The sequence below is a fragment of the Actinoplanes nipponensis genome, assembly GCF_016862275.1.
GTDB lineage: Bacteria > Actinomycetota > Actinomycetes > Mycobacteriales > Micromonosporaceae > Actinoplanes > Actinoplanes nipponensis.
The window spans coordinates 21,273-33,700 of sequence record NZ_BOMQ01000097.1 but is presented as its reverse complement, the minus strand read 5'-3'; the positions used below and the strand labels follow the sequence as shown (position 1 = coordinate 33,700).

The 12,428-nt window shown below is 74.7% G+C and carries 10 protein-coding genes; 5 read left to right on the top strand and 5 right to left on the bottom strand.

The window, feature by feature from the left end:
• Positions 1-3: 3 nt before the first annotated feature.
• Positions 4-2,508, bottom strand: a complete 2,505-nt coding sequence (locus Ani05nite_RS38660) for a LamG-like jellyroll fold domain-containing protein (RefSeq protein WP_203776775.1) — start codon at positions 2,506-2,508, stop codon at positions 4-6.
• Between the two features lie 212 nt (positions 2,509-2,720).
• Between Ani05nite_RS38660 and Ani05nite_RS38655 the strand changes: the two genes are divergently transcribed.
• The gene (locus tag Ani05nite_RS38655; RefSeq protein WP_239131058.1) at positions 2,721-3,389 is read left to right on the top strand and encodes a copper homeostasis protein CutC; all 669 of its coding nucleotides are present in this window, start codon (positions 2,721-2,723) and stop codon (positions 3,387-3,389) included.
• A gap of 3 nt (positions 3,390-3,392) precedes the next feature.
• On the opposite strand, the gene Ani05nite_RS38650 is transcribed toward Ani05nite_RS38655, so the two are convergent.
• Positions 3,393-4,760, bottom strand: coding sequence for a UDP-glucose dehydrogenase family protein (locus tag Ani05nite_RS38650; RefSeq protein WP_203776771.1), 1,368 nt, complete (start codon positions 4,758-4,760; stop codon positions 3,393-3,395).
• 127 nt (positions 4,761-4,887) lie between these two features.
• Here Ani05nite_RS38650 and Ani05nite_RS38645 point away from each other — a divergent pair, with 127 nt between their 5' ends.
• From Ani05nite_RS38645 to Ani05nite_RS38635, 3 genes are all read left to right on the top strand, one after another.
• Positions 4,888-6,414, top strand: coding sequence for a diguanylate cyclase domain-containing protein (locus Ani05nite_RS38645; protein ID WP_377882777.1), 1,527 nt, complete (start codon positions 4,888-4,890; stop codon positions 6,412-6,414).
• A 577-nt stretch (positions 6,415-6,991) separates the two neighbouring features.
• Complete coding sequence (locus tag Ani05nite_RS38640; RefSeq protein WP_203776769.1) at positions 6,992-7,756, top strand: ThuA domain-containing protein; 765 nt, start codon at positions 6,992-6,994, stop codon at positions 7,754-7,756.
• The gene (locus Ani05nite_RS38635) at positions 7,753-8,805 is read left to right on the top strand and encodes a Gfo/Idh/MocA family protein (RefSeq protein ID WP_203776767.1); all 1,053 of its coding nucleotides are present in this window, start codon (positions 7,753-7,755) and stop codon (positions 8,803-8,805) included. Before Ani05nite_RS38640 ends, Ani05nite_RS38635 begins: the two co-directional genes overlap by 4 nt.
• A gap of 34 nt (positions 8,806-8,839) precedes the next feature.
• Here the strand turns inward: Ani05nite_RS38635 and Ani05nite_RS38630 are convergent, their stop codons facing one another.
• From Ani05nite_RS38630 to Ani05nite_RS42310, 3 genes are all read right to left on the bottom strand, one after another.
• Positions 8,840-9,481: a DUF4360 domain-containing protein gene (locus Ani05nite_RS38630; RefSeq protein WP_377882780.1), complete on the bottom strand. Its 642-nt coding sequence runs from the start codon at positions 9,479-9,481 to the stop codon at positions 8,840-8,842.
• Positions 9,482-9,710: 229 nt separating this feature from the next.
• Entirely contained in the window at positions 9,711-10,352 is a 642-nt protein-coding gene (locus tag Ani05nite_RS38625) for a class I SAM-dependent methyltransferase (RefSeq protein ID WP_203776766.1), read from the bottom strand.
• Positions 10,353-10,489: 137 nt separating this feature from the next.
• Entirely contained in the window at positions 10,490-11,413 is a 924-nt protein-coding gene (locus Ani05nite_RS42310) for a Sir2 family NAD-dependent protein deacetylase (RefSeq protein WP_203776765.1), read from the bottom strand.
• Between the two features lie 153 nt (positions 11,414-11,566).
• On the opposite strand from Ani05nite_RS42310, the gene Ani05nite_RS38615 reads away from it, so the two are divergent.
• On the top strand, positions 11,567-12,424 hold the full coding sequence (locus Ani05nite_RS38615) for a L,D-transpeptidase (protein ID WP_239131056.1): 858 nt from the start codon (positions 11,567-11,569) through the stop codon (positions 12,422-12,424).
• Positions 12,425-12,428: the final 4 nt, after the last annotated feature.

Genomic DNA, 12,428 nt, shown 5'->3' with positions numbered 1-12,428 from the left:
CCGTCACTGGCCCGAGGCGTACAGGTCCTTGATTTCCGTGGCGGACAGCGCCCGGTCGTAGAGGTGGACCTGGTCGACGGCGCCGTCCAGGTAGTCGACCGGGTTGCCGCCGTACCGGCCGCGGCCGATCACGGTGTTGCCGGTCGGCGCCGCCTGCGGCAGGCACGCGCCGGTTCGGCCGGCGAGCTCTCCGTCGACGTAGAGCCGCAGCTCACCACGCACGCTGTCGCGCACGCCGGTCAGGTGGTACCAGCGGCCGGTCTCGGGCTTGGCCGGGCCCAGCGCCCGCACGCCCGCGAAGCTCATCGCGAAGCGCTGGTCGGCCCCGGAGTACTGCAGGAAGAAGTCGCTGACGCTCGCGCCGTCCTGGCTGACGATCGTCTGGAACGCGCCATCGGCCTTGTCGAGCCGGACCCAGGCCGAGGCGGTGTAGTCCGACGCGGTGTTCAGCACCGGCGCCCCGGTGTCGATGAACTGGCCGGATCCGTTCAGCGCCACACCCTGCCCGCGGTGCGCGTCGACGTAGCCGGGGCCGCCGACCAGGGTGGCGTCGTGGTCGCCGGCGGCGTCCTCGGCCGTGCCGTCCAGCGGGTAGAACGCGACGCCGGTCAGCCCCGGCGTGCCCGGGCCCGGCTGCGGTACGTTGCCCGCGCTGCCGTCGGCCCGGGCGATGATCTCCCGGTTGACCGCCCGCACCTGCCGCAGGTCCATCTTGGCCACCTGCCGGTCGTACGTCCAGAAGCCGTTGAGCTCCCCCTCGACGTCGGTGATCTGGGTGTAGATCGCCGCGCTGATGCCGCAGGACCGCGCCGAGGTGATGACCGCCCGCTGGTTCTCCACGTACTTGCGGGTCAGCGTGGCGGAGTCCGGCTCCATCTCGTACGCCTGGCCGTCGCCGAACCACATGTGGTTGGACGTCCGGAGCCCGAAGCCGCCGTGCTCGCCGTCGATCGACACCCGGGTCGCGTCCGGCGCGGGCGAGGCCGGGCCGAGGTACTGGTGGTGGTCGATGACGTCGCCCCGGCCGGAGTCACCGTGGGAGTTGCAGCAGTTGACCCCGCTGTGCGCGTTGACCAGCCGGCTCGGGTCCTGCTTCCGGACGTCGTCGGCGATGCGGCCGGTGGCCTCCCGGTCCCACTCGCCCCAGCCCTCGTTGAACGGCACCCAGGCGACGATCGAGGTCCAGCTGCGGTGCTCACGGACCAGCTCGTGCAGCTCGGCCTCGAACTGGGCGCGCCACGCCTCGGGGATCGGCCCGGTGTTGGCGGCCGGCATGTCCTGCCAGACCAGCAGGCCGAGCTTGTCGGCCCAGTAGTACCAGCGGTCGGGCTCGACCTTGATGTGCTTGCGGACCGCGTTGAAGCCCATGTCCTTGTGCTGCTGGAGGTCGAACTTCAGCCCGGCGTCGGTGGGCGCGGTGTTCAGGCCGTCGGGCCAGAAACCCTGGTCCAGGGTGGCCAGGTTGAACAGGATCTTGCCGTTGAGGGCGATCCGCAGCTTGCCGTCCGCGCCCGGCTTCTTCCCGATCTCCCGCATGCCGAAGTACGAGGTGACGGTGTCCACGGCGGTGCGCCCGCGCAGCAGGGTGACCTCGAGGTCGTACAGGTAGGGGTGGTCCGGGGACCACAGCTCGGCCCGGGGCACGGGCACGACGAGCTCCGTACCCGCGGCGCCGGTGACCGTGCCGACCACCCGGCCGCCCGCCTTGGCCACGGCGCGCACGGTCAGCCCGTCGCCCCGTACGGTCTCGGCGGTGAGCCGCAGCGCCGAGGCGGCCAGGTCCGGGGTCGTGACCAGCCCGGTGATGCTGGAGTCGGCGACCGGCTCCATCCACACCGTGCGCCAGATGCCGGAGCTGCCCTGGTAGAAGATCCCCCGGTCGGAGACCCGGCGCTGCTTGCCGATGGGCTGGCCGGTGGCGTCGGTGAGGTCCTCGGCCCAGACGATCAGCTCCTGCGGCCCGGTGCCCCGCAGCGCGTCGGTGACATCGATGTCAAAGCCGTCGTAACCGCCCCGGTGGGTCGCCACCCGGGTGCCGTTCACCCACACCTTGGCGTCGTAGTCGACCGCGCCGAAGTGCAGCATCAGCCGCTGCCCCGACCCGACCCGCCAGCCGGCCGGCACGGTGAAGGCGCGGCGGTAGAACATCCGGTCCTCGTGGCGCTGGATGCCGGACAGGGCGGACTCGATCGGGTACGGCACCAGCACCCGCTCGCCCAGCGGCTGCCCGACCGGCGGGGCCTGATCCACCGCGGCCCGGCCGAACTCCCAGACGCCGTTGAGGTTCTGCCACCGGCCACGGACCAGCTGCGGGCGGGGGTATTCGGGCAGGGCGTTCCGCGGGCCGACCTGGGCGGTCCAGGGGGTGGCGAGCGGCGGGATGCCCTTGTGCCACTGCGGTTCGGCCGCCGCGGCGGGCGCGACGCCGGCGGCGCCGGCCGTGCCGATGGCGAGCAGGGCGACCGCGACGGCGGTGACGGCCCGCCGGGCTGTCCGGGGTGTGGTCATGCGCTGGGGTCCTCTCGGTGGGAAAGAACGCGGGCAGCACCGGTCCGCACTCGGCCGCGACGTTCGGACGACACGGAGAGCGCTCAACGGTCCACCAGGTGCAAACACAGTTGAACAAGACTGCTCAGATCCCGTCAAGGTCTCGATGGAAGAACCTCGATGGTTCGGCCCGCTCGCACCGGCGCCGGGGACTAATGTGCGACGATGCCGCGGTGCCCCGATCGATCTTGGAAGTGATCGCCCTGGACGCGGCGGACGCGCGGGCGGCGCGCGACGGCGGCGCCGACCGGGTCGAACTGGTCGCCGACATGCGGCGCCAGGGCCTCACCCCGTCGGTCGCGACCTTCTCGGCGGTGAGGGAGGCGGTCGGCATCCCGGTCCGGGTCATGCTGCGCGCCGCCGACGGGTACGCGCTGAGCGACCCCGGCGCCCTGGCCGAGGCGGCGGCCGGCCTGCGCGCGGCCGGCGCCGACGAGTTCGTCCTGGGTTTTCTCGACGCGCGGGCCGCGGTCGACGTGGCCGCCGTCGAGGCGGTGCTCCCGGCGATCGAGGGCTGCCCGTGGACGTTCCACCGCGCGCTCGATCACGCCGCGGACCGCGCCGCCGCCCGCCGGACCCTGGCCGGGCTGCCCGGGCTGGACTGCGTGCTCACCGCCGGCGGACCGGCCACCGTGCAGGAGGGCCTGGCCACGCTCGCGGCCGAGGCCGGGTCGGGGCCACGGGTGCTGGCCGGCGGCGGGCTGCGGCGCCGGCACGTGCCGGCGCTGGCGGCCGCCGGGGTGGACGCGTTCCACACCGGCAGCGCGGTGCGCCCGGACGGCCGCTGGGACGCCCCGGTGGACCCGGCGCTGGTCGAGGCCTGGCGGGCCGCGCTGCCCTGACCGTCAGCCGCCGGTGACCGACAGGTAGCGGTAGCCCAGCTTGGCCAGGCGCTCCGGGTCCAGGCAGTGCCGGCCGTCCAGCACCACCGGGGTGCGCATCAGCGCGGCGAGCTTGGCCCAGTCCAGGTCCAGGTACGCCGACCACTCGGTGACCAGCACCACCGCGTCGCTGTCGTCGAAGACCTCCTCGACCTCGCCGGCCAGGTACGGCGCCAGGTCGGGCTGCTCGAGGCGGAACCGCTCGGCCGCGACCGGGTCGTGCACCCGGATCCGGGCGCCCCGGTCGAGCAGCATCCGCGCGATGTCCAGGGCCGGGGCGTCGCGCATGTCGTCGGTGTTCGGCTTGAACGCCAGCCCGAGCAGCCCGATCTTGCGGCCCTTGAGGATGCGCAGCTCGCCCAGCAGCCGGTCCACGACCAGCCGGCGCTGCAACTGGTTGACCTCGCGCGCGGCGGTGACGATCGGCATCTCGTGGTGGTACTCGGCGCCGGTGGCGATCAGCGCGGCGGTGTCCTTGCCGAAGCAGGAGCCGCCCCAGCCGATGCCCGGCTGCAGGAACCGCGGCCCGATCCGGGTGTCCAGGCCGATCCCCCGGGTGACCTGGGAGATGTCCGCGCCGACCCGGCCGGCGAGCTGGCCGATCTCGTTGGCGAAGCTGATCTTGAGGGCCAGGAAGGCGTTGGCGGCGTACTTGATCAGCTCGGCGGAGGCCAGGTCGGTGGAGACCATCGGCACCGCGCCGAGCTCCGCCGGGCGCGGCAGGTACGTCGGCGGCGTGAACGTCTGGTTGAGGATCACCCGGTACAGCCGGTTGAGCACGTCCAGGCTGCGCGGGTTGTCCGAGCCCACCACGATCCGGTCCGGGTAGAGCGTGTCCTGGATCGCCGCGCCCTGGCGCAGGAACTCCGGGTTCGAGGCGACCGAGAACTCGCCGTCGCTGCGCCGCTCGTGGGTGCGCTCGAAGGACTCGCGCAGGATCGAGTCGACCCAGTTGCTGCTGCCGATCGGCACGGTCGACTTGTTGATCACGACGGTGAACTCGCCGTCGATGTGCCGCCCGACGCTCTCCGCGGCCGACCGCAGGTACTGCAGGTCCGGGTTGCCGTCGGGCAGCGAGGGGGTCTGCACGGCGATGAACACCACGTCCGCCCCGGGCACCGCCGCCCGGTAGTCGGTGGTGAAGGAGATCCGGTCGGCCGAGTCGGCCAGCAGCGCGTCCATGTGCGGCTCGTAGATCGGCGAGCGGCCCCCGCTGAGCAGGTCGACCTTGGCCTGGTCGAGGTCCACGCAGGTGACGTCGTGACCGAGAAAGGCCAGGCTGACACCGGTGGTGAGACCCACGTAGCCGGTTCCGACGACGCACACCCTCATGCCGCACTTCCCTTCGATCGTTCCGGTCCCCGGCACACCCCGCTGGCTGCACGGTAATCCGTGCTGTCCCGTCGGCGGACATCGCCGGATCCTCAAGCGGGCCGGATCACTGCCGATCCAGTCAGCTGTGACTTTGAGCAACGCTGTGCGTACCGTGGGTGCTGGGGCGCCACCGGTCGGGCACCCGTTGCCCGGCGACGACCAGGCCCTGGTGCACAACGATCTGACCGCCGTGATGACCCGCGACATCCCCTCGGTGGCGCACGTGCTCGACATCATCGCCGGGCGGCTCGGCGGGCCCTGCGGCATGCGCGCCGCCTCGGTCTTCACGCTCGACCCGGACGACGGCAGCCTGGCCCCGGAGGCCACCCGCGGCGACCCCGGCCCCCGCGACATCGAGCTGGCCGGGCAGGTCTTCCGGGTCGCGGCGGGCGCGCCCCCGGTGCGCGACGGCGACCGTACGGCGCTGCGCCTGCGCATCGGCGGGCGGACCCTGGGCGTGCTGGTCCTCACCGGCGACACCATCGCCGCGTTGCGTCCCGAGGTGGCGGCCACGATCGGGCTGCACCTGGCCGCCACGCTCCAGGCGCTCGCCGCCGAGCAGGACCACCAGCACGTCGCGCACACCAACGCCACCATCCGCGCGCTGTTCGAGCAGGGCACCGCCGCCGCCACCGTCGAGGAGGCCGGCCGGCTGCTGGCCCGGGCCACCGGCGAGGCGTTCCGCACCGAGCGCGCCGCCGTGCACCTGATCGGCCCGGACGGGCGGATCTGCTACGCCGCCGGCGTCGGCCTCACCGAGCGGATCACCGACGACCTGGTCCGCAACCTCACCGGGCGGCTGGCCGCGGAATCACCGATCTGGCGGGCCGTCGCCGAGCGCGGCGACGGCGCGCCGATGCTCGTCGACGACGTCGCGCGGGCCGACGTGCGCCCCGGCGGCTTCGTGCAGACGATGCGGCTGCGCTCGTTCGTGGCGATGCCGCTGATGTCGGCGGCCGGGCCGGTCGGCATGGTCATGTGCGGCGACGCCGGCGGCCCGCGCCGCTGGACCGGGCGCGACCACGCGCTGGCCCGGCAGGTCGCGATGGAGGGCGCGCTGATCGTCGACAGCGCCCGGCTGCGCCAGGCCGAGCAGCAACACGTGGCGCAGCTGACCCGGCAGGCCTACCACGACCCGCTGACCGGGCTGCCGAACCGCACCCACCTGCGGGACCGGGCCGAGCAGGAGGTCCGGAACGCCCGCACCACCGGCGGCCGGCTGGCCCTGCTGCTGCTCGACCTGGACGGCTTCAAGCGGGTCAACGACACCGTCGGGCACCACGCCGGCGACGCCCTGCTGCAGGCGGTCGGGCTGCGCCTGGAAGCCGGGCTGCGCGGGCGGGACCTGGTCGCCCGGCTGGGCGGGGACGAGTTCGCCGTGCTGCTGACCGGCGATCCGGACCGGGACTCGGCGCTGGCCGCGGCCGGGCGGCTGCACGCGCGGCTGGCCGAGCCCTACGACATCGACCAGCGCGAGGTCCGGGTGGGCGCCAGCATCGGCGTCGCCCTGCTCGGCGAGCACGGCGGCGACCTGCCGACCCTGATGCGGGCCGCGGACGCGGCGATGTACGAGGCCAAGCGGGCGGGCGGCGGCGTGCGGTCCGGCGGCTGACCGCCTTGAACCACCCGCCCGGGCCCGGTTAGGCTCGGCCCGCCAGTCGATACGTATCGACGACGGGAGGCCGGCGTGGTCACGGGCAGGTGGTCACGCGCCGGGACGTGGCCCGGCTCGCGGACGTCCCGCAGAGCCCGGCCTCGTACGTGCTGAGCGGCCGCCGCCCCGCGCGTTCGCGGTGCGACGCGATCGTGCTGACGGACATCGAGACGCACGACGCCCGGATCCCGGTGGCGGCCGGGCCGGCCGTACCGGTGATCCCGATCGGCGTGCCGGCCGACCCGCACGGCCCGCCCCGCGTCGATCTCGACTCCGCCCGGGCCGGACGGCCGGCCGTGGACCACGAACCCGCCGGTCACCAACGTCTCGCCGGAGCCGCGGGGGGTGTCCCGACGGACCATGCGCGCGCTGTTCCGGCTGCTCGACCGCGACGGGCCGGCCCCGGCGCCCGTCGCGCTGATCGCCCCACGCCGCACCCCGCGCGGACCACCCGGTCCGGCTGACGCGCTCCCCGCACCCGCGGACCAGCGCCCGACGGCCGACCCGGGTCGGCCCCGAAGGAGGAGGACGCCGCATGGACCCGATCCGCGTGACCGTATGGGGCGAGAACCGCCACGAGCAGACCGAGGAACACGTCGCCGGGCTCTACCCCGAGGGCATGCACGAGACCATCGCGGCCGGCATCCGCGAACACCTCGGGGACGCCGCCGTGGTCCGCACCGCCACCCTGGACGAGCCCGGGCACGGGCTGAGCGAGCCGGTGCTGGCCGCGACCGACGTGCTGACCTGGTGGGGACACGCCGCGCACGGCGAGGTGGCCGACGAGGTGGTCGACCGGGTGCACCGGCACGTGCTCTCCGGCATGGGCCTGGTGGTGCTGCACTCCGGGCACTGGTCCAAGATCTTCACCCGGCTGATGGGTACGACCTGCACGCTGCGCTGGCGCAACGAGCACGACCGGGAGCTGATCTGGACGGTCGACCCGACCCACCCCATCGCCCAGGGCGTGCCGCACCCCATCGTCGTCGCCGAGGACGAGATGTACGGCGAGCACTTCGACGTGCCACCCCCGGACGAGCTGGTCTTCATCAGCTCGTTCAGCGGCGGCGAGGTGTTCCGCAGCGGCTGCACGTGGCGCCGCGGGCACGGCCGGATCTTCTACTTCAAGCCCGGCGACCAGGACTACCCGGTCTACCACCACCGCGACATCCGCCGGGTGATCGCCAACGGGGTGCGCTGGGCGCGCAGCGACCGGCCCGAGCGGGTGCTGCCCGAGCTGCTGCGCTACGACACCGGGGAGTTCTTCACCGGCCGCTCGTACCAGGGGCCGACCGCATGATCCGCGTGCTGCTGGCCGGCGCCGGCGCGATGGGCCGGGCCTGGCTCGCCGCGATCCACGCCGACCCCGGCGTCGAGCTGGCCGGGGTGGTGGACCTGGACCCGGCCGCGGCCCGGCGGGCGGCGGCGGGGCTGCCGGCCGGCGCCGACGTCGCCGTCCTGGGGGCCGAGACGGCGGCGGACGCCGTGATCGACGTGACCGTGCCGGTGGCCCACCACGCCGTCACCACCACCGCCCTGTTCGCCGGGATGTCGGTGCTGGGCGAGAAGCCGGTCGCCGACACCCTGGCCCGGGCGCTGTCGCTGGTGGCGGCGGCCGAGGTGAGCGGCCGGCTGTTCATGGTGAGCCAGTCCCGGCGGTGGAATCCGCAGCTGGCCACGCTGCGGGCGATGGCGGCGGCGCTGGGCCCGGTCGGCGCGGTCGGCACCGACTTCCACCGGGCGCCGCGCTTCGGCGGCTTCCGGGAGGAGATGGCGCAGCCGCTGCTGGTGGACATGGCGATCCACGCGTTCGACGCCGCCCGGTACCTGCTGGACGCCGACCCGGTGACGGTCTCCTGCCAGACCTGGAACCCGCCCTGGAGCTGGTACGCCGGCGACGCCTGCGCCGCCGCGGTGTTCGAGATGACCGGCGGCGCCCGCTACGTCTACCACGGCAGCTGGTGCAGCCCCGGCGCGGAGACGTCATGGAACGGCGAGTGGCGGGTCAGCGCGCAACACGGCACGGCCCGGTGGGACGGCGACCACGAGCCCACCGGCCCGGCCGTCGACCCGCCGGACGGGCAACGCTCCGGCATCGGGGCGGCGCTGCGGGCGTTCGCGGAGGCGCTGGAGAGCGGGGTGACGCCGATGGGCGAGGTGCACGGCAACGTGCTGAGCCTGGCCATGGTGGAGGCCGCGGTGGACTCGGCCGCGCGGGGCCGCCCGGTGCCGATCGACGACGTGCTGGCGCGGGCGCACGAGCGGGCCGTCCGCGACGAGACCCGGGCGGATGTCCGGGCCGCGCTGCGGAACTGGACGGACGTGCGCACGGCGCTCAGCTCGACGTGACCATGCGGCCACGGGGACCGGGGTCCCCCGGTGCTCAACAATGCCGCCAGGCGACCCGGTAGACGGTGTTGATGGCGGCGTCGGTGGAATCCATCGACATGATGCTCGTGTTCCTGGGGCGCGACGATCCGCCGTTGACCCGCAATTCCGTGTTGATGTTGAGATAGCGCCGCTCACCGCAGGGCAGGAAGCTCAGTGACGCAATTCCCACGGTGTCGGTGGTCTGCCAGTCGCTGTCCATCGGTCCCCAGAAGTCGTGCCGCAGCCGGGTCGTCTGGGAATGGCCCTGGAAGTAGTAGTTGGCCGCCTCGAGTCCCCGGGCGCCGGACGCCAGCCGGGCGTATCCGCGGTAGTTGGCGCTGGCGATCGCGAAGGTGAAGCCCGACGGCACCTTGATGTCGAGCGCGAGCTGGCAGTTCTTGCGGAAGTCCAGCACCGCGGCCTCGGGGCCCACCTGGGCCGTGTATTCGCTGTAGGTGACAGTGAAAGCCGTGTTGTCCGGCGACACCGTGATGGCGGCGGTGCCGGCCGGACAGCCGGAGCCGTTGGCGTTGACCACGTCGATGATCATCATCTGGTCGGGTGGCGAGACCGGGTGCGACGGCCCGGCGAGGGCCGTCCCGGGCAGGGCGAGAACCGCCAGCATGGCGGTCGCGACGGTACTGGTGCGCAGCATGACCACTCCTGATGAAACGTTGACGGAAAAAGCAGAGGAATTGTGGTACCTTGCTTTTCCCGACGTTACATTCCACGTCATTGCGCGACCGATGAACGTCTCAACAAAGGGCTGCCGTTATCCGACATCGGCCGTTCGGCCGGAATTCAGGAATGGTCGCCCCAGGCCGGATCGAGTGGTGCTAGGGACCGCGGTCCACGGGTGAATCACCGGCGTCGGCGGGCACCGGTCAACCGCCGCGGCGGGCCAGCAGATACGCCCGGTGGCTGGGGAACTCCGCCGGGTCCAGCGGGTCGCGCACCAGCGTGGACTCGATCCGGAAGCCGGCCGCCCGCAGGTCGGCGCCGACCGCGGCCGGGTCGAGGAAGTGCACGTCGACGTCGACCTCCGCGCCGAACCAGGTGCCCAGGTGGGTGGTGTCACCGGCCGCGGCGTCGGGACCGTCGACGTGGAACGACACCAGCAGCCGCCCGCCGTCGCGCAGCACCCGGGCCAGCTCCGCGAAGGCGGCGGCGCGCTCCGGCGGGCTCAGGTGAATGATCGAGTAGAGGGCGACCGCACCGGCCCAGGCGCCGTCCGCGACCGGCAGCTCCAGCATCGACGCGACGGTGAACGACAGGCCGGGGGCGCGTTCCCGGGCGATGGCGATCATCTCCGGGGAGAGGTCCACGCCCACCACGTCCGGGTGCCGTGCGGCCAGGAAGCGGGTGACGTGCCCGGGGCCGCAGCCGACGTCGGCGACCGGGCCGGGCCCGGCGAGCTCCAGGAACGCCGTCAGCAGGGCCCGGTCGAGGGGTTTGTGGTCGAGTTCGCCGGCGAGCTGGGCGTCGTAGGCGCGCGCGACCGTGTCGTAGGTGTCCCGCAGTCTCATGGCCGCCATCGTCCCGCGTCCGTCGGCGCACGCCGGGCCCGTGGCGTGCTCATCGGCTGCCAGCCGGCATCAGCGAGCCCCGCGACGCCGGAAGACGCGCCGGCCGCACGGCGGGCCTTACGGCCGGCCGCACGACATCAGCGAGCCCCGCGACGCCGGAAAGCGCGCCGGTCGCACGGGATCAGGCGGCGCCCGGCGGCCCGCAGGTGCCCACCGCCCCGGCCGCGATCGGCCCGCGGACCACCGCGACCCCCCTCGGCCCGCGGATCGCCGCGGCCCCGGGACCGCCGGACGGCGCGGGGTCCCGTGCGATGGTCGGTCTCACCCGGCCCTGCGGGCCCGCGGCCGCGGCGCGAGGCCACCGGCTCGACGAGCAGCGAGCTGCCGGCCACCAGCAACACGCCGTCGTGCGCCGCGAGACGCCCGGCCAGTCCGGCCGTACCCGGGTCCGGGCGCCCGCCGAACAGCACCACCGCCAGCTTGAGGATCCCGCCGCAGGCCGGGCACCGGGGGTCCGCCTCCCCGGCGGCCACCCGGTCCAGGATCCGCCGGCCGGGGAAGCGCTGCCCGCAGCCGCTGCAGAGGGCACGGTGCGCCGCCCGGCGGGCGCGGGAGCCGGCCGGCCGGCGCGTTTCGCCGCGCTCCCGCGTGCCCGGCGCCCAAGGCCCACCGTCCGGCCCGACCCGCCGGCCTCCCGGGCCGGAACCAGCCCGCCAATCGCCCAGGCCGGAACCAGCCCGCCAATCGCCCGTTCCGAGACCGGCCCGCCAGCCACCCGGGCCGATGCCAGCCCGCCAGCCACCCGGGCCGATATCGGCCCGCCAGCCACCCGGGCCGATGCCAGCCCGCCAGCTACCCGGGCCGATGCCAGCCCGCCAATCGCCCCGGCCGGCACCGGTCGCCCGGAACGGCGCGCGGACCTCCGCGTCATCCCCCGGCCAGGGCCAGGCGGACGCCGCGACGCCGGGCCGGTGCCGGCCCGGCGTCGCGGCGTCGATCGAAGGGGCGGCGCCGGCCGGGACCACCGCCCGCGAGGCGCCGGGCTCCCGGCTCAGGTTCATGGTGGCCGATGCTAGGCGGCTCCGGCGCGGTGGGCGATCCGTTTACCGTGCCCGGGTTACGGGGCGCGGGGCGGTTCGGCCGAGATTCCTCCGTTCCGGTGGACGGGCGCGTGGTGCCGGTGGCCGGGCGGCCGGCCCGCATACGGTGGGCGGGTGGTCCGAGCCCTGCGCGTCACCCGTACCCGGGCGGGGTTGATCGGCCTGGCCGCCTGCGTCGCCGCCGGCGCCGGATTCCTGAGCGGCGCCGGCGGTCAGCGGCCCGCGCCGCGGGCGGCCCCGGCGCCGCCGCCCAGCGCCGCCGCCCCGCGCGTCCCGGCCCCGACCCTGTCCGCGGCGCCCGCCCCGCCCGGCCTGCCGGTGATCGACTACTGGACGGCGCCCCGCGGGTTCCCGGCCGACCCGCAGGCGTCGTCCCGCACGGCGCTGACCGAGGGCCTGCACCCGGCCCGCTCGATCCCGGTCTACGACGCGCCCGGCGGCCGCCCGCGCGCCCGGCTCACGCCCGAGATCAGCGGCATGCCGCTGGTGCTGCCGATCGCCGCCCGCCGCGCCGGCTGGGTGGCGGTGCTGCTGCCCACGGCCAACCGGCGGATCGGCTGGCTGCCGCCGAAGGGCTGGTCGTCCCGCCCGCTGCGGGACCATCTCATCGTGCAGCGCCGGGCCCACCGGCTGACCTGGCGCCGCGACGGCGTACGGCGGGCGGTCTGGTCGGTCAGCACCGGTACGGCCGCGACACCCACCCCGCTGGGCCGCGGCTTCGTGCTCGGCCGCACGCCCACCAGCGGCGCGATCTACGGCGGGCTGGACGCCCTGGCGCTGAGCACGGTGCCCGACGACCGGCAGTCGCTGCCGGCCGGCCTGCGGACCGCCCACACCGGGATCCACGCCTGGTACCGCTCCGACGCCTTCGGTCGCAGCGCCTCCAACGGGTGCGTACGCCTGCCCCGGGCCGCGCAACGGATGCTGCTGAAGCACATCCCGCACGGCACGGTGGTCACCGTCGTCGACTAGCGGC